We start from the raw sequence: 17,082 nt of genomic DNA, 5'->3' as shown, positions 1-17,082 counted from the left end.
CCCGGTTCGCCGCGCCGGTGAAACAGGTGTCGCCGTTCAACGACAAGGCCAAGGGCGATCTGCCTGACTGGCAAACGTACCGCGCACCGACCAGGGACTACGACGAAACGGTTTACAACGTGGTGCCTTATGCCGATGCCAAGGGCGATACATTGACCGTGTTGCATAACAAGGCCGGCAGCCTGGGCGTTTCGGTCGGCTTCAACACTCAGACACTGCCCGTGTTTTCCCTATGGAAAAACACCGACACCCAAGGCCAGGGCTATGTCACGGGGCTGGAGCCGGGAACGAGTTTTTCCTACAACCGCCGGTATCAGCGGGCACTGAACCTGGTGCCGACGATTGGGCCGAAGGAACACAAGCAGTTCCGCATCAGTTACGGCTTGCTGGCGGATAAAGCAGCTGTGGATGAGGCGTTGCAGCAGGTGAGCGAGATTCAGGGTGGGCGGGAAACTGAGATGCGGCAGACGCCATTGGTTGATCTCACCAAGGGGTGACGCTGACTAGAGTGTTGTCGGCCGATATTGCAGCGCTTCGGCCAAGTGTTCACGGGTGATACCATCGACTTGCTCCAGGTCCGCCAAGGTGCGAGCAACCTTGAGCAGTCGATGGGCCGCTCGCAGTGACAAGGTCAGCCGTTCACACGCCGTTTCCAACCAGGTTTCGTCAACTGTGGATAACTTGCAGTGTCTGCGCAGGCCCGGCAAATCGAGGAACGCATTGGCACAGCCTTGGCGCTTTTGTTGCTGTTCTCGTGCATCGGCAACCAACTTGGCGGCGGTGGCAGTATCGTCGTCGGGATTCAACGCAGGATTTAACGCCGTGGCTTCGCGTGCAACCGTAAGGTGCAGATCGATACGATCCAGCAGCGGCCCCGACAGTTTGTTGCGATAGCGCTGCACCATGTCCGGCGTACAGGAACAGCGGCCGCTCGGTTCGCCGAGATATCCACAGGGGCAGGGATTCATCGCTGCGACCAGTTGAAAGCGCGCCGGGAAGCGTACGCGGTCCTTGGCGCGGGAAATCACTATGTGGCCGGACTCCAGTGGCTCTCTCAATACCTCCAATACCTTGCGATCAAATTCCGGGAGCTCATCGAGGAACAGTACACCGTGGTGGGCGAGGGTGATTTCGCCCGGTTGTGGTTTCGAGCCACCACCCACCAGTGCCGGGCCGGAGGCAGAGTGATGGGGTTGGCGAAACGGTCGTTGCGGCCAATGACTCAATGGCACACAACTGGCGACTGATAGAATTGCCGCAACTTCCAGCGCTTCGCTCTCGGCCAGTGGCGGTAACAACCCCGGCAGACGACTCGCCAACAACGTTTTCCCCGTCCCCGGCGGTCCGCTGAACAGCAGGTTATGAGCTCCCGCCGCCGCAATCAGCAGCGCACGCTTGGCCGCCAGCTGCCCTTGCACTTCATTCAGGTCGGGATACGGTTTTCTGGCGCAGAGCAGTCCATCGGAAGCATAAGGCTCGATCGGTGTATGCCCGTTGAAGTGCGCGACGGCCTCCAGCAAATGGTCAACAGCAATCACTTTCAGTCCCGACGCCAGGCACGCTTCCTCAGCGTTCGCCCGAGGCACCATCAGCCAGCGCCCGGCCTTGCGCGCCGCCAACGCCGCCGGCAACACCCCTCGAACTGCCCGTACCGCACCTGACAGGGCCAACTCCCCCAAACACTCCACGTCATCCAGTGTCAGCGTCGGCACCTGCACACTGGCCGAGAGAATCCCCAGGGCAATCGCCAGGTCGAAGCGCCCGCCATCCTTGGGCAAATCAGCGGGCGCCAGATTCAGCGTGATCCGCCGCGCCGGAAATTGCAGCCCCGAATTGATGATCGCACTGCGCACCCGATCCTTGCTTTCTTTCACCGCTGCCTCGGGCAGGCCGACCATGGTCAGGGATGGCAGGCCGTTGGCCAGATGAACTTCTACGGTGACGGCGGGTGCTTCCACGCCGATCTGGGCGCGGCTGTGGACGATGGAGAGGGACATGGGCTTTCCTTGAGTTGAATAGCACCGCTTCCTGCGGGTTTGTGAAGGGTAGACGGGGGAGAGGGAATTGGTGGGGTGGTTACGTGGGCAAAATTTCACGAGATATTGCGGTTACGAACCAGGGCATTGGCGAGGTACAAAAAAACCGCCATTTAGACGGTTTCTTTCACGAAAGAAGTTCAGCTTCGTCCACCGGCCAACCAACCACCAGGCTCAAGTTCTTTACCGCGCGCGATGGCGACTTCAATAAAGCGTCGTTGATTGGCCGATAAATTTCCAGCCAAACGACGTGCTTCGGCGTGAAACTCAACAACTTGTAACAGCTTCGCCTTTCGCTTTTTTGGGCTCATACACACCTCCTGCGATTGGATGTTATTGGTCGCTCAAGTAGATGACAAGGCGGTTGTTATGGTCATCCACCTGAACACCACACCCGATTTCTGGCTGAATCTGCAATCGACCTATGAGTTGCGCTCAGCCCAGATCGAGCGTGGTTGAACGTTAAATATTCAAAGCGACTGTAGGACACATGAAGCCCGCTTCCACCACGGTTTTGCCGGGCGTGTGGCCAGCTCACGCTCTGTCATCATCTGCGGCACATCCTGCAACCGAATCCATGGCTGGTTATTCCAGTGCAGCAAGCTCAACGACATTTCCGGCCAGTTGAGCAGGCTCAGTTGTGGGCGTTCGGTTGTGGTGGGGTGTTGGGTGTCTCGCAGGGCGGGGACGACTTCGTGGGTGAGCCATTCACGCAAGGCTCGGTATTCGGGGCAGTAGTGGTAGACAAGCATGGCATAGACACCGGATTCGCTGATCAGCAGGGTGTTTTCGATGTGACCGTGGATGAGGGTTTTAGTGGTTTGGTATTGGTCGGGATCGAGTTTTCGGAGTTGGCGGTCGTTGAGGTAGATGCGTAGAAGTCGCCCTAGGTCGCGGGCGCTGAACCAGGGTTGGTTTTGTATTAGGAGGGCGTGGAGGTGGAGTTTGTGGCGGGTGAAGACGTTAGGGATTAGATAGCTTTCTTCCATTTTGCAACTCCGGATGCGTATGAAGGAAGCTGCCTCTATTCGTCGCCAAACGAAAGGGTGGCAGCTGCGCGCGGGTTGGCGAACCGGTGCATCCGGACAAACCGGCAGACCTGAAGGTCTCCCACGCACAGCCGCCATAATTCGAGATGGGATAATTCCCTGAATCGAATGTGGTCGCGGTGCGTCGGATGCTATCTAGGTCGCCAAACCCAGTGCTGAATGTTCAGCCGGGATGAGCTTAGGAACCGGGGTTTAGCGACGCAATCGGACGGCGGTGTGATGTTTGTAGGACGTTGCCGGGATTTTTGCGGGGCTTGGGATCAAAAGACCGCAGCCTTCGGCAGCTCCTACAGGGGGCTGTGTTTCAAAGCGGGATTGATGGGTTACTCGGTTGGCGGATTCAGCTTCGCTTCCATCTCCGCGACCTTCGTTTCAAGAGCCTCCAGCCGCGCCCGCGTGCGCGCCAGTACAACCATCTGGCTATCGAACTCTTCCCGGCTCACCAGATCCAGCTTGCTGAAGCCGCTCTGCAGCAACATTTTGAACTGGCTTTCGATTTCGGCTTTCGGCAGAGGCGTGTCACCGCTGAAGAGGCGGGAGGCGGTGCCGGTCAGGGCGTCGAGGAAGTCTTTTGGCGCGAGCATGGGCAATGTCCTGGAAACAATGACAGGCAGTGTATCACGCAGTGTCTATAGTCATTTGCGCGGGCAAAGGGTGCACGGTTTTCGCGCATCGGGACAGACGGCGACGCACCGTTGTTGTGCGTAACGTGCCGGGTGTTGTCGCGAAGTATCCGCCATCCGCCGGTAAAGACTTGAAAACAGTCAGTTTTGTGGAGATGGCAAGCTTTCTGCTTAGATGCTGGTGACCCATGCACTGATGCAGTCGCTGTGACGAATGCAGTGCGCCAGGCGAATCACGGGGAGTGCTTCGCAAGGAGCGGTTAGCTGGCGTCGGACGGGCAGGTAAGGCCGACGATGCGTTACAAAGCCAGGCACTGCGCTTAGACTTGAGACGGGTTTGTTTTCCTGGGGCAAGTCCACCAATTCGGGAGAGAGTTTTCATGAAGCTAGTCACTGCCATCATCAAGCCGTTCAAACTGGACGACGTACGCGAGTCGCTGTCCGAGATCGGCGTGCAGGGCATTACCGTCACTGAAGTCAAAGGCTTTGGTCGGCAGAAGGGTCACACCGAGCTGTATCGCGGCGCGGAATACGTGGTCGATTTCCTGCCCAAGGTGAAGATCGATGTCGCCATCGACGACAAGGATCTGGACCGGGTAATCGAGGCCATCACCAAGGCTGCCAACACCGGCAAGATCGGTGACGGCAAGATCTTCGTGGTCAATCTGGAACAGGCGATTCGCATCCGTACCGGCGAAACCGATACCGACGCTATCTAAGCCGCCACAAACCCAACGCCCCAGGAGAAAACAATATGACTCTGCGTAAATTCGCAGGGCTAGGAGCCCTGTTGTCCATCGTAATGCCCAGCCTTGCTTTGGCGGCAGACGAAGTGGCGGCCCCGGTCCTCAACTCTGGCGACACTGCCTGGATGTTGACCTCTACAGCCTTGGTGCTGTTCATGACCATTCCCGGCCTCGCGCTGTTCTACGGCGGCATGGTCCGGTCGAAAAACATTCTTTCCGTGATGATGCAGTGCTTCGCCATTACCGGTCTGATCAGCGTCCTGTGGGTCATCTATGGCTACAGCATCGCGTTCGACACCACCGGCATGGAGCAGGGCGTCGTCAACTTCAACTCGTTCTTCGGTGGCATGGGCAAGGCATTCCTTGCCGGTGTCACGCCATCCAGTCTGACCGGTCCTGCGGCGCTGTTCCCTGAAGCGGTGTTCATCACCTTCCAGATGACCTTCGCCATCATCACGCCGGCGCTGATCGTCGGTGCCTTCGCCGAGCGGATGAAGTTCTCCGCGATGCTGGTGTTCATGGGCATCTGGTTCACCCTGGTTTACGCGCCGATTGCGCACATGGTCTGGTCCGGTAACGGCGGCCTGATGTGGGACTGGGGCGTTCTGGACTTCGCCGGCGGCACCGTGGTGCACATCAACGCCGGTGTGGCCGGTCTGGTTGCCTGCCTGGTGCTGGGCAAGCGCAAAGGCTTCCCGACCACGCCGATGGCACCGCACAACCTCGGTTATACCCTGATGGGCGCGGCCATGCTGTGGGTCGGCTGGTTCGGTTTCAACGCCGGTTCCGCCGCTGCGGCCAACGGTACCGCCGGTATGGCGATGCTGGTGACGCAAATCGCGACTGCCGCTGCTGCGCTGGGCTGGATGTTTGCCGAGTGGGTCACCCATGGCAAACCTAGCGCACTGGGCATCGCTTCGGGCGTGGTTGCTGGCCTGGTGGCAATTACCCCGGCTGCCGGCACCGTTGGCCCGATGGGCGCGCTGGTCATCGGTCTGGCGGCTGGCGTGGTGTGCTTCTTCTGCGCGACCACCCTGAAACGCAAACTCGGCTATGACGATTCCCTGGATGCCTTCGGCGTACACGGGATCGGCGGTATCCTCGGCGCAATCCTGACCGGTGTGTTCGCCGCGCCGTCCCTGGGTGGCTTCGGCACCGTAACCGACATTGCCGCACAAGTGTGGATTCAGTGCAAAGGCGTAGGTTTCACGGTGATCTACACCGCGATCGCCACGTACATCATCCTCAAGGTGCTGGATGCGGTCATGGGTCTGCGCATCAATGAAGAAGAAGAGGCGGTCGGCATCGATCTGGCGCTTCACAACGAACGCGGCTACAACTTGTAAGCACGCGCATAAAAAACTTGCCCGGCTTGCCGGGCATTTTTTTGTCTGTAATTTGTCATTGAAGGGTGAGCTGAAAGGTTTTTTCCTACAGGTTTCAGGATGTTTACGTCGGGTGTTTTTGTGCGGTCGAAGGCTTACATGATTGAAGGAATATTAGGGCCTTTGTTTTTTCCCAGAGCGCGCTAGAATGCGCCCCGAACGTGCGGAGAACTGTATGTGGCAACAGACTCTGATTACCTTGCGGGCGAGGCCCCGGGGCTTTCACCTGGTAACGGACGAGTTACTCGCCGGCCTGCCTGAACTCAAGGTGTGTCGGGTCGGTCTGTTGCATTTGTGGCTGCAGCATACCTCGGCGTCGTTGACCATCAACGAGAACGCCGATCCGGCGGTACGTCGCGACTTCGAACGGTTTTTCAATCGTCTGATCCCACAAGGAACAGACGGCTATGAGCATAACGACGAAGGCCAGGACGACCTCCCGGCGCACTTCAAGGCCAGCGTACTTGGCTGTCAGCTCTGTTTGCCGATTTCGGCAGGCCGACTGGCGTTGGGAACCTGGCAAGGCGTTTACCTGGGCGAGCACCGCGATCATGGCGGTGCCCGTAAAGTCCTCGCCACCGTGCACGGTGAAGAGGCATAACCGCTGGTCAGCAGCGGCTGTTGATTTTTTTCCGGCAGCCTTCGACAGAGGGCAAAGCTGGGCTATAACTAATCTGCTTTTCGCAAGTCATGAGGTAGAACATGAGCGACGATGATCTGGAAAACGACGACCTCGAAGTAGGCGACGAAGACGAGGCTGAAGAAGGCCTGGAAGCGGCAGCGGAAGACGTTGCTGACGACGACGGCGGTGATGCGCCGGTTCCGGCCGCCAAAGGCAAGGCCAAGGCAGCGGTATCGGTCGATGAGCTGCCGAGTGTCGAAGCCAAGAACAAGGAACGCGATGCCCTGGCCAAGGCCATGGAAGAGTTCCTTGCGCGTGGTGGCAAGGTGCAGGAAGTGGAGGCCAATGTGGTCGCCGATCCTCCCAAGAAGCCGGATAACAAGTACGGCAGCCGGCCTATCTGAGCCTGCTACCCGCTTGTTGAAAAAGCCCGCCGTCGCTGCGGGCTTTTTCATGCCTGAAGCAAAACTTTCGGGTTGAACACAATCTACTGTGGGAGCGGGCTTGCTCGCGAAGGCGTCCTGTCAGCCAACATCAATGTCGACTGGTACACCGCATTCGCGAGCAAGCCCGCTCCCACAGGTTTTGTGTCAGGCCGAAGCCTTGTTCCACCGCGCCAACAACGCTGGTAACTCGGTCAGACTGCCAATCTGCGCATCCGGCAATCGTTCCGCTTCCCAGGCCTTGCCCGCCGGGTTGAACCAGATCGCCCGCATCCCCGCTTGTTGCGCACCGGCAATGTCATCGCCCGGATGATCGCCAATATGCACCGCCGTATCAGCCGTCGCGCCACCGCGTTGCAGGGCTTCATGGAACAGTCGCGCATCAGGTTTGGCGATGCCGATGTCTTCGGCGCACAACGCAAACTTGAAGTAGTCCGCCAGCCCCAGCCGACGCACATCGGCGTTGCCATTGGTGACCACGCCGAGGGCGTAATGGTTGGCCAGCAACTCCAGGGTCGGTTGCACCTCCGGAAATATTTCCAGCTGATGCCGGGCATGCAGAAACACTTCGAAACTTTGATCGGCCAGGTCCGACGCCTCGGCATGGGGATATCCGGCTTCTTCCAGGGCCTGGAACAACACGCGCCGGCGCAAGGCGCTGATGCGGTGCTTGAGGTTCGGCTCGATGCTCAGGATGCGCTCGCGTATGGCCCACAAATGCTCCACCGGCACCGCCCCCAGGTTGGGCGCATGTTCGGTCAGCCATGCACGCAATATGGCTTCGGCGCTGACGATGACGGGGGCGGTGTCCCACAGGGTGTCGTCGAGGTCGAAGGTGATCAACTGAATGCTCATGAATCGTCGCCCTTAATGCGTTTGGCCCTTGGGTGGGCGCTGTCGTAGACCGTGGCCAGGTGCTGGAAGTCCAGGTGGGTGTAGATCTGTGTGGTCTTGATGTCCGAGTGCCCAAGCAGTTCCTGCACCGCGCGCAGGTCCTGGGAGGATTCCAGCAGATGGCTGGCGAAGGAGTGCCGCAGCATGTGCGGATGCAGGTTCTGTCCCAGCTCGCGCTCACCGGCAGCCTTGACCCGCACCTGGATCGCCCGAGGGCCGAGACGTCGCCCCTGTTGGCTGACGAACACTGCATCGTCCGCCGGGTTGGCCATGGCCCGCAGTGGCAGCCACTGCTCCAGCGCTTCGCGGGCTTTTTTTCCTACCGGCAACAGGCGGGTCTTGCTGCCTTTGCCGAGTACCTGGACCATTCCGTCGGCGAGGTCGAGTTGATCGAGATTGAGTCCTGTCAGCTCCGACAGCCGCAGCCCGGAAGAGTAGAACAACTCCAGAATCGCCTGGTCCCGACGTGCCAGAAAGTCATCCTCCACACCACCTTCCAGTAGTTGCAGGGCGCGGTCGGTGTCGAGGGTTTTCGGCAGGCGGCGTTCACCTTTCGGCGGTGCCAGGCCATTGGCGGGATCGTGGTCGCACAGGCCTTCGCGATTGAGGTAGTGATAGAGCCCGCGAACGGCCGACAGCAATCGCGCCAGACTGCGGGATGATTGCCCTTGGGCGTTCAGGCGGGCAATCAGGCTGCGCAGGCGCTGGATGTCCAGCGCCGTCCAACTGCCGATGTTCTGTTTGACGCACCAGCCCAGCACTTTGTCGAGGTCGCGGCGGTAGGCCGACAGCGTGTGCGGCGACACCTGCCGCTCACTGCGCAGGTGTTCGCAGTAAGCGTCCAGTTGCCGTTCCATGTTCAGCGTACCGAGCGCAGGGAATTGTTGACCCGTGGCAGCACGCGACCCATGACTTCAGCGATGTAGCTCAGGAACAAGGTGCCCACCGAGCTTTTGTAGTGCTGCGGATCACGGCTGGCGATGGCCAGGATGCCGTGGATGCCCTGGTGGCTGATGGCGACGACCGCGGTGGAGCCGATCTGCTTGCGTTGCTCTTCGCCGAACAGGAAGTCCAGTTCATGCTCGCGCAGGCTGCCGCTGACGCTTTTGTCTTCCGAGAGCAAACCGCCGATGGCCACTTGCGCTTCGGCGTGAGTGACCCAGCGGCCCACCGGCATGGCGTTGTCGCCGAGCAGGATGAGGCTGACGAAGGGCACCTGGAATTCCTGGCGCAGGCTGTCTTCGACGCACATCACCACGTCTTCCAGGCTGGCGGCGTCCATCAGCGCGAGGATCAGGCGACGGGTCTTTTCAAACAACCGGTCGTTGTCCCGGGCCACGTCCATCAAATGCGACAGGCGATGACGCAGTTCAATGTTGCGGTCGCGCAGGATGGTCATCTGACGCTCCACCAGCGACACGGTATCGCCGCGTCGATGGGGGATGCGCAGGGACGGGAGCAGCTCTTCGTGCTCGACGAAGAAGTCCGGATGAGCCTCCAGGTACGCGGCAACAGCCGCCGCCTCCAGGCTTTCGGACGGTGATTCGTCAGCTTGTCGTGCGGGTACCTGAGGCTTGTCGGTCATAGGTTTCGCTCACTCAAAGACGCACTTGTCCTTCATATACGCGCACTGCCGGGCCGGTCATCATCACCGGCTGACCAGGACCTGCCCATTCGATGGACAAGCGCCCGCCAGGCAGGTCGATCAATAGTGGCGAATCCATCCACCCCTGGCTGATCGCGGCCACTGCGGCGGCGCAGGCGCCGGTTCCGCAAGCCTGGGTTTCCCCGGCTCCACGCTCCCAGACGCGCAGCTGCGCGCGGCTCCGGTCGATGACCTGGAGAAAGCCGACATTGACCCGTGCCGGGAAGCGCGGGTGATGTTCGATTTTCGGTCCCAGCTCATGCACCGGCGCGTTGTTGATATCGCTGACCCGCACCACGGCATGGGGGTTGCCCATGGACACGGCGGCCAGATCGACCGGGGTGCCGTCGACGTCGACCTGATAACTCTTGGCCTGCTCCGGTGCCTGGAACGGAATATCCGCCGGCACCAGGCGCGGGGCGCCCATGTTCACGCTGATCTGGCCGTCGTTACGCACGTCCAGTTCGATGATGCCGCTTTTGGTCTCGACCCGAATCAGCCGCTTTGCGGTCAGGCGCTTGTCGAGCACGAAACGGGCGAAGCAGCGCGCACCGTTGCCGCACTGTTCCACTTCGGAACCGTCGGAGTTGAAGATCCGGTAGCGGAAATCCACATCCGGATTGCTCGGTGCCTCGACGATCAGCAACTGGTCGAAACCGATGCCGGTGTGCCGATCGCCCCATTGCTTGGCATGCTTGGGCAGGATGTGCGCGTGCTGGCTGACCAGGTCGAGGACCATGAAGTCATTGCCCAGGCCGTGCATCTTGGTAAAACGCAGCAGCATGGTTTTACTCCGGCAGCAGGCTTTCGCCAGCAAACAACTCGGCTACCGTTTCACGGCGACGCACTTCAAATGCCTGATCACCGTCCACCAACACTTCAGCGGCACGGCCGCGGGTGTTGTAGTTGGAACTCATGACAAACCCGTAGGCACCGGCCGAATGCACGGCCAGCAGGTCGCCTTCTTCCAGGGCCAGCTGACGATCCTTGGCCAGGAAGTCGCCGGTCTCGCAGATCGGGCCGACGATGTCGTAGGCGCGGGCCGCGGATTGACGCGGGTGCACGGCCGTGACGTCCATCCAGGCCTGGTACAGCGCCGGGCGGATCAGGTCGTTCATGGCGGCGTCGACAATGGCGAAGTCTTTATGCTCGGTGTGCTTGAGGTATTCGACCTGGGTCAGCAATACACCGGCGTTGGCGACGATGAAGCGGCCCGGCTCGAACACCAGCGCCAGGTCGCGACCATCAAGGCGTTCACGCACGGCTTTGATGTAGTCGCCGGCCAGTGGCGGCTCCTCGTCCTTGTATCGCACGCCCAGGCCACCACCGAGATCGATGTGGCGCAGGTAGATGCCGCAATCGCCAAGGCGGTCGACCAGGCCCAGCAGGCGGTCGAGAGCGTCGATGAACGGCGGCAGGGTGGTCAGTTGCGAGCCGATGTGGCAATCGACGCCGACCACTTCCAGGTTCGGCAGTTGCGCGGCACGCACGTACACGTCTTCGGCGTCGGCGATGGCGATGCCGAACTTGTTCTCTTTCAGACCGGTGGAAATGTACGGGTGGGTGCCGGCATCGACGTCCGGGTTGACGCGCAACGAAATCGGCGCGCGAACGCCCAGTTCGGCAGCGACCACTTGCAGGCGTTCGAGCTCGTCGGTGGATTCGACGTTGAAGCAGTGCACGCCGACTTCCAGGGCGCGACGCATGTCGTCACGGGTCTTGCCGACGCCGGAAAACACGATCTTGTCGGCGCTGCCGCCAGCGGCCAGGACACGTTCCAGTTCACCACGGGAGACGATGTCGAAACCGGCGCCCAGGCGCGCCAGGATATTCAGGACGCCCAGGTTGGAGTTGGCCTTGACTGCGAAGCACACCAGGTGCGGCGTGCCAGCCAGTGCATCGGCATAAGCCAGGTACTGGGCTTCGATGTGCGCGCGCGAGTAAACGTAGGTCGGTGTTCCAAAGCGCTCGGCGATGGCAGACAGGGCAACACCTTCCGCGAACAGTTCACCGTCACGGTAGTTAAAAGCGTCCATGAGGTTCCCTTATTATTGGTAGACGTCGTGCTTGTGTGCTTTGGAGGCAGGCTGCTGCTGCGACGACTTGGCTTGCTCGACAGGGTCCTGGTCTTCATCGGGCAGGTACAGCGGGCCTTTTTGACCGCAGGCCGACACAAGGCAGGCAACCGCGAGGAGCGCAGCAAGGGAAGAGATCAGGCGCTTCATGGCGAAATCCTTGAAAATGCATTAATTGCGCCGGAGTATACCGGCCACCCGGCAGCTTGCCTATGCAACGGACCGCCCGTCCGGCGGGGGTTGGGTAGGGGGCAGGTCCGTAGCGTGATCCCTGTGGGAGCGAGCCTGCTCGCGAAAGCGGTGTGTCAGCCAACGAATAGGTCGAATGTACCTGCCATTCGCGAGCAGGCTCGCTCCCACAGGTCGTTATTCTTTGCATTCAGCAGGGCTCGGTCGTATCTTGCGGCGCTTGAGCCTGATCAGACACTTTTTGAGGTTGCCGTAATGAGTTTGTCCGAAGCGCGTTTCCACGACCTGGTCGATGCCACCCAGCAAACCCTGGAGGACATCTTTGACGACAGCGACCTGGATATCGACCTCGAAAGCTCGGCCGGTGTGCTGACCGTCAAGTTCGAGAACGGCAGCCAGTTGATCTTCAGTCGCCAGGAGCCGCTGCGTCAGCTGTGGCTGGCGGCGGTGTCCGGTGGTTTCCACTTCGACTACGACGAAGAAAGCGAGCGCTGGATGTGCGACAAGAGTGAAGAGCAGTTGGGTGAAATGCTCGAGCGTATTGTCCAGCAGCAGGCCGGTGTCGAGCTCGATTTCGAAGGCCTGTGAGATCGTGACCCAGCCTGCGTCTGTCCGCCCACCGAAGCCGCTCTACAGCAATGTCAGCCCGGCGGTGCCGTCGCCGTGCAGCGGTGTGTGTCGGCTGGACGAGCAGAAAGTCTGCCTGGGCTGTTTCCGCCATGTCGAAGACATCCGCGAATGGCGCTCGGCGGACGATGATCGCCGCCGTGTCATTTGCGCCCAGGCTGCCCAGCGCAAATCCGGCGCCTGACGCCCAATCTGTGGGAGCGAGCTTGCTCGCGATGATGCCAGCACCTTCAAATCGTTGGTGACTGGCACTCCGCTATCGCGAGCAAGCTCGCTCCCACAGGCTATCTAATTGCTCGACTCACATTTCTCCCCTCCATCGGGTCCCTCACCCCCACCAGCTTGTATATTTTTTGAGCTGTGATAGTGTCCGGTAACGCCTCAACCCACCGAGGCTTGTGAAAACCCCGCCTTTTTCTGGCGGGGTTTTGCTTTTTTCGTGCAGAAGAAAGGAGTCTGCCCAAATCATGACCGCACCTTCCATCACCCTTACCCGTCTGGACGTCCAGCGTCTGGAGCGCCTGATCGACAGCCTGGACGACACGCTGCCGGGCGTTATTGCGCTGCAAACCGAACTGGATCGCGCCGATACCGTGGTCGGCCACGATGAAGTGCCGGCGGATGTCGTGACCATGAATTCCCGTGTGCATTGCCGGGAAGAAGGTAGTGGCAAGGATTACCACCTGACCCTGGTGTACCCCAAGGATGCGAATGCCGACGAAGGCAAGGTCTCGATCCTGGCGCCGGTGGGCAGCGCGCTGCTCGGCCTGAAGGTTGGCCAGCATATCGATTGGCCGGCTCCGGGCGGCAAGACCCTGAAGCTGACGCTGCTGGAAGTCGAATCGCAGCCGGCCAATGGCGGCGCGTTCCCGGAGTGACATCCCCTCAGACCTGATCGAGCGCCTCGTTCAATGCCTGCTCCAGGTCTGCTTTGTAACGCAGGTACAAATGGGTGGAACTCTGCCCTTCGCCGAGCAGGCCTGACAGGTCGAGGTCGGTGATGTAGCAGCGATAGCGTTCGGTTTCCCGGCGCTGCCCGACGATTTCCCGGGCGACCACGCTGAACAGCTGGTCGCCATGCTCCAGTTCGGAAAACTCCCGTTGATTGCAATACAACGTCACCTGCACCTGACCCGGTGCAGCTTTGCCGACGATCGCCTGCACGTCGTAAAACGGTTTGTTCACTGGCGTCTGCGGCACCGGCCGGGCTTCAATGCGACGCGCCCGGCCAGGGCCTGATGGCAACAGTTGGCAATACAGGGTGTCGAGGTTCAAGGGGTGGGCAGCGTCCATCGGCAACAGGGCATCGCGACGGTACTGGATCGATTGCAGGAAGCGCTGCAGCGGCACCAGCAGGCTTTGCTCGTCGTGCCAGGGCAGGCGTTGCTGCCACAGGGCATTGAACTCATCGAGCACGTACAGATCAGCCTGATCTTCGTTGACCCGATAGAACACTTGGATGCAGTCCGGCTGGCCCGTTGGCAGGAACAGCGCAAGGTCGTGCTCTTCCAGTGCGTTTGGATCCAGGTGAAGCGGGCTGTAGCTCGCCATTTCTTCACCCAGGTAATCGATCAACGCCGGCAGGGTGGCCAGTGCGATGTGCTGGACCTGTCCCGGCACCAGCTCCAGTACGTGGTAGTGCTGCTGGACCTGGATCAGGTAGCGGTGATTGAGCCGGCTCAGCAGCAGGTTCTGCGCGGTATCGAGGATATCTTCCACCCGTTGGGCGATGAACTGCGCGCGGTTATGGCAGAAACAGCGCACCCTTAGCTTCGGCTGTTGCGGCCCGGCGGGCAGGTTGTTGAGATAATCGCGAATGCAGTCGAGCAGGGCGTGGGGGCCGTCGTAGCGAGCCACCAGTACTTCGTTCCAGCTATTGAGCGTGACCTGGTCCAGCGTCAGCACCAGGTTTTCCCGAACCCCGGCATAGCTCAGGGAATCGGTGCGCTCGGTGGTCATCAGGATGTTCAGGTCGCGATGGTGCTTGAGCGGATCGATGCCGACATTCACCAGAATCAGCACTTCACTCGGCACGCTGGCGCGCAACAAAGGTTCTTCCGCGACGGTGGGCAAGGGCAGGGCGATAGTCTGTTGCAGGCTGCCGAGCAGGTTGAACAGCTCGAACTCGCTCAAGTCGCTGGTACCAGGGTGCAGGGCCAGGCGGGTACTGCTGTCGATTACGCCATTGCGGTGGCACCAGGTCAGCAGCTCGAGCAAGTGACGGCTGCGTTTGATCGGCGCGAAATGTTCCCACTCCAGCGCCGTCAGGCTGCCGTTGTACAAACCCCACTGGCTTTGCCCCGGTTCTTTCCTGTTCGGCGCGTGCACCAGCGTCAAGGTGTCTTCGGCCAGGTCCGGGGCGATACCGGGGTTGATGAATTCGACTTTGCCGGCCTTGCGCTCGAAAGCGGCATATAGCCGACGCCCGAGCACGCTCAGGTCGCGCTTGTTGATGCGGCTGACCGTTTGCTCCTGTCGGGCAAACTGGGTGAGGAAGCGGTAGCTGTAGTTCAGTTCATTGACCAGCGCCCGCCGCTCGGAGCCGACCTGGCGGACCTTCCACTGACTGCGGCTATCGAGCAGGGCCAGTTGGCGCTGGTCCCAGCGCCATTCATGGGCCAGACGCTCAAGCAAAGAGCGTTGCCAGCTCTGGGTGCGGCTGCTGCCGGTCAGTTTGCGATTGACCTTCAGGTACAGCGCGCGACGCACCAGTTCCAGCCGTTCCGGTTCGTTGCGGGCGATCAGGTATTCCTCGATGCGCCGGTACACCACGACGTACGGGTCCAGTTCGTCGAGGTCGAGCCGGTTGGCGAACACCGCTTGCTTGAAACGCAGGCTCAGGCAATGGACCCTGGGGTGTTCACTGGCATATACCTCGGTCAGCAGCAGCTTGAGTACCGACTTGTAGGGTGACTCGATGCCCTTGAACAACTGCCAGAGCCCGGCGCCGATAAACTCGCCGGGCGGGATAAAGGCCAGGTTGCCGAGGTCGAGGGTTTCATCGGCGCGGATAAAGCGCTTGGAAATCAATGTATGGGTGTAGCGGTCGTAGCTCGACTCTTCGTAGACCGGCACCAGCCACCAGATCGGCGTACGCCCGGCCAGCCAGATTGCGGTGCGGTAAAACTCGTCCAGCAACAGGTAGTGCTGGGTGGTGCCGCAATCCTCCGAACTCAGTTGGGTGTCGCGCTCGCCACGGACGAAACGGGTCGGTTCGATCAGGAAAAAGTGCGCTTCGGCGCCCTGGCTGGCGGCCCAGGCTTCCAGCAGCTGGCATTTTTTGCGCAGTTCGGCGAGTTCGTTCTCGGTCAGGTCCGGCCCATGGCAGACCCACACATCCATGTCGCTCTGGTCGGCCTGGGCCAGGGTGCCGAGGCTGCCCATCAGGAACAGTCCGTGAATCGGCCTCGGCGGGTTGCTGCCGTGGCGAGGTTTGTAGGAAAACGAGCGGGTCAGGCGCTGGGCTTCTGCGAGGACATTGGCGTCCGGTTCGAAATTCGACAGCCCCGCCGGCGTACTACCGGAAACGTAGCCGGGCAGTAGCGGATGATTAACGTGGAAAAACAGCGGCAGCAAGGTCAGGACCCCTTGCTGGCGGGTCGACAAGCCTTCCATGGCGCGAGCCATGCGCCCTTCGTTAAGTTTCAGAAAACGTGCGCGCAGCTGGCTGAGAATCTTGCGGTCGATTCCCTCGTCCAGATCGGGGCGGATTTCATGGGTGCGCGTCATGTCAGCTCAAACCGGCTCGCAGGGCTCGGACGTGGGGCTCTTCGGATGAAGGGCAGTTTAGCGCCTTGAGGCGAGGACTTTTAAGCTGATTTGTTTTTCTGGCGTCAGATTTCTATCGGTGGAGACTGAAATCAGTGGGGGATGTGCCCGCGGAAATCCCTGGATCGGGGTCTCCGTGGGCGATGCGGCAGAATTCAGGCTGTTACTTCGGCGTTAAGAATAGTCAGCACGCTTTGCACATTTTGCGCGGCATCACGACCCAGGCTGGTCAGGTAACCGCCATCAGGCTGGTCGGTCAGTTCTTTTTCGAAGAGGCGTTTGGCGGCGGCAATGTGTTTCGGGGCAGCAGTCTGATGAATTTTCAGACCTTCCTGGGAACTGTCCAGGTTGAAGAGTGCGAGGACTTCCAGTTCGGCAACCAGCTCAGGGGTAAGCGACATAAGGACTCCAGACTTTCTAGGAATTGGACGATAGCGCTCCTAAGGTGAGCTCACTTGCGCGGCATGTCCAGTGCTCGCGACAGGGTTTTTTTCCTTTGTAGGAGCGAGCTTGCTCGCGATGGTCTTCAACGATGACGCTGGAAACCTGACGCCCCGCGGCGCTCTCGGGTTTTTCGCGAGCAAGCTCGCTCCTACAGGGGGGGGGGCGTGGGCCTACTGCTTTTGCGGCGGCAACTCGGGCAATGCGCGCAGCGCGGCTTCGTACCATTCGGTATTGAACGCGCGGTCTTCTTCGAGGATCGCGTCGATTTCTACCGCCAAAACGTGAGCCATCAGGTTGAGAATCTCTTCCCGCTCGTAGCCCACCAGGGTCAGCTTGTTGAAGGTCGCCTTGGCCGCTGGCGGGTTGTCGCTTTCGATCTGGTTTTCGATGGCTTCGATCAAGGTATTTTCGGCGAATTCTTCTTCGTCGTCTTCGATATCGATTGGCTCGCTCATGGCAGGCTCCTCAGGGAAAGGCGGCCAGTTTACCCGTATTCATTGGCGTGATGCTGCTGGCAAGAAACCCTCGAGCGTTCT

General features: G+C 60.2%; 21 protein-coding genes and 1 pseudogene. 9 read left to right on the top strand and 13 right to left on the bottom strand.

What is annotated here, in order from left to right; all coding sequences use genetic code 11:
* The coding region (locus tag Q8X48_RS20600) for a DUF4432 family protein (RefSeq protein WP_407800087.1) at positions 1 to 497 on the top strand (497 nt) is incomplete at its 5' end.
* Between the two features lie 6 nt (positions 498 to 503).
* On the opposite strand, the gene Q8X48_RS20595 is transcribed toward Q8X48_RS20600, so the two are convergent.
* Complete coding sequence (locus tag Q8X48_RS20595; RefSeq protein ID WP_407800086.1) at positions 504 to 1,997, bottom strand: YifB family Mg chelatase-like AAA ATPase; 1,494 nt, start codon at positions 1,995 to 1,997, stop codon at positions 504 to 506.
* A 179-nt stretch (positions 1,998 to 2,176) separates the two neighbouring features.
* Complete coding sequence (locus Q8X48_RS20590) at positions 2,177 to 2,347, bottom strand: hypothetical protein (protein ID WP_167399546.1); 171 nt, start codon at positions 2,345 to 2,347, stop codon at positions 2,177 to 2,179.
* Between the two features lie 64 nt (positions 2,348 to 2,411).
* Here Q8X48_RS20590 and Q8X48_RS20585 point away from each other — a divergent pair.
* A pseudogene (locus Q8X48_RS20585) lies at positions 2,412 to 2,495 on the top strand (HigA family addiction module antitoxin); the annotation flags it as partial.
* 11 nt (positions 2,496 to 2,506) lie between these two features.
* Here the strand turns inward: Q8X48_RS20585 and Q8X48_RS20580 are convergent.
* Positions 2,507 to 3,025, bottom strand: coding sequence for a BRO-N domain-containing protein (locus Q8X48_RS20580; RefSeq protein WP_407800085.1), 519 nt, complete (start codon positions 3,023 to 3,025; stop codon positions 2,507 to 2,509).
* Positions 3,026 to 3,408: 383 nt separating this feature from the next.
* Positions 3,409 to 3,669, bottom strand: coding sequence for an accessory factor UbiK family protein (locus tag Q8X48_RS20575; RefSeq protein ID WP_007980822.1), 261 nt, complete (start codon positions 3,667 to 3,669; stop codon positions 3,409 to 3,411).
* A gap of 419 nt (positions 3,670 to 4,088) precedes the next feature.
* On the opposite strand from Q8X48_RS20575, the gene glnK reads away from it, so the two are divergent.
* The 4 genes from glnK to sutA all read left to right on the top strand — a co-directional run bounded on the left by glnK (position 4,089) and on the right by sutA (position 6,865).
* Positions 4,089 to 4,427, top strand: a complete 339-nt coding sequence (gene glnK / locus Q8X48_RS20570; RefSeq protein WP_002555808.1) for a P-II family nitrogen regulator — start codon at positions 4,089 to 4,091, stop codon at positions 4,425 to 4,427.
* A 35-nt stretch (positions 4,428 to 4,462) separates the two neighbouring features.
* On the top strand, positions 4,463 to 5,800 hold the full coding sequence (locus Q8X48_RS20565; RefSeq protein ID WP_015097345.1) for an ammonium transporter: 1,338 nt from the start codon (positions 4,463 to 4,465) through the stop codon (positions 5,798 to 5,800).
* Positions 5,801 to 6,014: 214 nt separating this feature from the next.
* Positions 6,015 to 6,440, top strand: coding sequence for a secondary thiamine-phosphate synthase enzyme YjbQ (locus Q8X48_RS20560; RefSeq protein ID WP_218500994.1), 426 nt, complete (start codon positions 6,015 to 6,017; stop codon positions 6,438 to 6,440).
* Between the two features lie 101 nt (positions 6,441 to 6,541).
* A complete protein-coding gene (gene sutA / locus Q8X48_RS20555) occupies positions 6,542 to 6,865 on the top strand; it encodes a transcriptional regulator SutA (RefSeq protein ID WP_015097343.1) in 324 nt (107 codons plus the stop codon).
* 186 nt (positions 6,866 to 7,051) lie between these two features.
* Here the strand turns inward: sutA and Q8X48_RS20550 are convergent, their stop codons facing one another.
* From Q8X48_RS20550 to lptM, 6 genes are read right to left on the bottom strand one after another with little or no spacing between them, the layout of a single operon-like run.
* On the bottom strand, positions 7,052 to 7,759 hold the full coding sequence (locus Q8X48_RS20550) for an HAD family hydrolase (protein ID WP_407800084.1): 708 nt from the start codon (positions 7,757 to 7,759) through the stop codon (positions 7,052 to 7,054).
* Entirely contained in the window at positions 7,756 to 8,655 is a 900-nt protein-coding gene (xerC, locus tag Q8X48_RS20545; protein WP_407800083.1) for a tyrosine recombinase XerC, read from the bottom strand. Before xerC ends, Q8X48_RS20550 begins: the two co-directional genes overlap by 4 nt.
* A 2-nt stretch (positions 8,656 to 8,657) precedes the next feature.
* Positions 8,658 to 9,383, bottom strand: a complete 726-nt coding sequence (locus Q8X48_RS20540; protein ID WP_015097340.1) for a DUF484 family protein — start codon at positions 9,381 to 9,383, stop codon at positions 8,658 to 8,660.
* Positions 9,384 to 9,396: 13 nt separating this feature from the next.
* A complete protein-coding gene (gene dapF, locus Q8X48_RS20535) occupies positions 9,397 to 10,227 on the bottom strand; it encodes a diaminopimelate epimerase (RefSeq protein WP_015097339.1) in 831 nt (276 codons plus the stop codon).
* 4 nt (positions 10,228 to 10,231) lie between these two features.
* Positions 10,232 to 11,479 carry a diaminopimelate decarboxylase gene (lysA, locus tag Q8X48_RS20530; RefSeq protein WP_407800082.1) on the bottom strand — a complete coding sequence of 416 codons (1,248 nt, stop codon included), beginning with the start codon at positions 11,477 to 11,479 and terminating at the stop codon, positions 10,232 to 10,234.
* 12 nt (positions 11,480 to 11,491) lie between these two features.
* The gene (gene lptM / locus Q8X48_RS20525) at positions 11,492 to 11,668 is read right to left on the bottom strand and encodes an LPS translocon maturation chaperone LptM (RefSeq protein WP_007980804.1); all 177 of its coding nucleotides are present in this window, start codon (positions 11,666 to 11,668) and stop codon (positions 11,492 to 11,494) included.
* Between the two features lie 294 nt (positions 11,669 to 11,962).
* On the opposite strand from lptM, the gene cyaY reads away from it, so the two are divergent.
* The 3 genes from cyaY to rnk all read left to right on the top strand — a co-directional run bounded on the left by cyaY (position 11,963) and on the right by rnk (position 13,212).
* Positions 11,963 to 12,295, top strand: a complete 333-nt coding sequence (gene cyaY / locus Q8X48_RS20520) for an iron donor protein CyaY (protein WP_007980802.1) — start codon at positions 11,963 to 11,965, stop codon at positions 12,293 to 12,295.
* Positions 12,296 to 12,299: 4 nt separating this feature from the next.
* Positions 12,300 to 12,518 carry a DUF1289 domain-containing protein gene (locus tag Q8X48_RS20515; protein WP_258682919.1) on the top strand — a complete coding sequence of 73 codons (219 nt, stop codon included), beginning with the start codon at positions 12,300 to 12,302 and terminating at the stop codon, positions 12,516 to 12,518.
* Positions 12,519 to 12,801: 283 nt separating this feature from the next.
* Entirely contained in the window at positions 12,802 to 13,212 is a 411-nt protein-coding gene (rnk, locus tag Q8X48_RS20510) for a nucleoside diphosphate kinase regulator (RefSeq protein WP_007980800.1), read from the top strand.
* A gap of 7 nt (positions 13,213 to 13,219) precedes the next feature.
* Here the strand turns inward: rnk and Q8X48_RS20505 are convergent, their stop codons facing one another.
* From Q8X48_RS20505 to Q8X48_RS20495, 3 genes are all read right to left on the bottom strand, one after another.
* Positions 13,220 to 16,063 (bottom strand): class I adenylate cyclase, encoded by a 2,844-nt coding sequence (locus Q8X48_RS20505; protein ID WP_407800081.1) that lies wholly within the window; start codon positions 16,061 to 16,063, stop codon positions 13,220 to 13,222.
* Between the two features lie 194 nt (positions 16,064 to 16,257).
* The gene (locus tag Q8X48_RS20500) at positions 16,258 to 16,503 is read right to left on the bottom strand and encodes a TIGR02647 family protein (protein WP_007980796.1); all 246 of its coding nucleotides are present in this window, start codon (positions 16,501 to 16,503) and stop codon (positions 16,258 to 16,260) included.
* 213 nt (positions 16,504 to 16,716) lie between these two features.
* Complete coding sequence (locus tag Q8X48_RS20495) at positions 16,717 to 17,001, bottom strand: hypothetical protein (protein ID WP_007978820.1); 285 nt, start codon at positions 16,999 to 17,001, stop codon at positions 16,717 to 16,719.
* Positions 17,002 to 17,082: the final 81 nt, after the last annotated feature.

Origin of the sequence: Pseudomonas sp. QLc11A (genome assembly GCF_052112305.1) — a bacterium.
Classification (GTDB): Bacteria; Pseudomonadota; Gammaproteobacteria; order Pseudomonadales; family Pseudomonadaceae; genus Aquipseudomonas; species Aquipseudomonas laurylsulfatiphila.
This window is presented reverse-complemented; position numbering and strand designations above follow the sequence as displayed.

Excerpts from the sequence above, each read along its gene's own strand:
- Q8X48_RS20580 (WP_407800085.1), bottom strand. The coding sequence starts at position 3,025 with ATGGAAGAAAGCTATCTAATCCCTAACGTCTTCACCCGCCACAAACTC.
- rnk (WP_007980800.1), top strand. The coding sequence starts at position 12,802 with ATGACCGCACCTTCCATCACCCTTACCCGTCTGGACGTCCAGCGTCTG.
- Q8X48_RS20560 (WP_218500994.1), top strand. The coding sequence starts at position 6,015 with ATGTGGCAACAGACTCTGATTACCTTGCGGGCGAGGCCCCGGGGCTTT.
- sutA (WP_015097343.1), top strand. The coding sequence starts at position 6,542 with ATGAGCGACGATGATCTGGAAAACGACGACCTCGAAGTAGGCGACGAA.
- Q8X48_RS20505 (WP_407800081.1), bottom strand. The coding sequence starts at position 16,063 with ATGACGCGCACCCATGAAATCCGCCCCGATCTGGACGAGGGAATCGAC.
- dapF (WP_015097339.1), bottom strand. The coding sequence starts at position 10,227 with ATGCTGCTGCGTTTTACCAAGATGCACGGCCTGGGCAATGACTTCATG.
- xerC (WP_407800083.1), bottom strand. The coding sequence starts at position 8,655 with ATGGAACGGCAACTGGACGCTTACTGCGAACACCTGCGCAGTGAGCGG.
- Q8X48_RS20565 (WP_015097345.1), top strand. The coding sequence starts at position 4,463 with ATGACTCTGCGTAAATTCGCAGGGCTAGGAGCCCTGTTGTCCATCGTA.
- lptM (WP_007980804.1), bottom strand. The coding sequence starts at position 11,668 with ATGAAGCGCCTGATCTCTTCCCTTGCTGCGCTCCTCGCGGTTGCCTGC.
- Q8X48_RS20595 (WP_407800086.1), bottom strand. The coding sequence starts at position 1,997 with ATGTCCCTCTCCATCGTCCACAGCCGCGCCCAGATCGGCGTGGAAGCA.
- lysA (WP_407800082.1), bottom strand. The coding sequence starts at position 11,479 with ATGGACGCTTTTAACTACCGTGACGGTGAACTGTTCGCGGAAGGTGTT.
- Q8X48_RS20575 (WP_007980822.1), bottom strand. The coding sequence starts at position 3,669 with ATGCTCGCGCCAAAAGACTTCCTCGACGCCCTGACCGGCACCGCCTCC.
- Q8X48_RS20500 (WP_007980796.1), bottom strand. The coding sequence starts at position 16,503 with ATGTCGCTTACCCCTGAGCTGGTTGCCGAACTGGAAGTCCTCGCACTC.
- Q8X48_RS20590 (WP_167399546.1), bottom strand. The coding sequence starts at position 2,347 with ATGAGCCCAAAAAAGCGAAAGGCGAAGCTGTTACAAGTTGTTGAGTTT.
- Q8X48_RS20495 (WP_007978820.1), bottom strand. The coding sequence starts at position 17,001 with ATGAGCGAGCCAATCGATATCGAAGACGACGAAGAAGAATTCGCCGAA.
- glnK (WP_002555808.1), top strand. The coding sequence starts at position 4,089 with ATGAAGCTAGTCACTGCCATCATCAAGCCGTTCAAACTGGACGACGTA.
- Q8X48_RS20550 (WP_407800084.1), bottom strand. The coding sequence starts at position 7,759 with ATGAGCATTCAGTTGATCACCTTCGACCTCGACGACACCCTGTGGGAC.
- Q8X48_RS20540 (WP_015097340.1), bottom strand. The coding sequence starts at position 9,383 with ATGACCGACAAGCCTCAGGTACCCGCACGACAAGCTGACGAATCACCG.
- cyaY (WP_007980802.1), top strand. The coding sequence starts at position 11,963 with ATGAGTTTGTCCGAAGCGCGTTTCCACGACCTGGTCGATGCCACCCAG.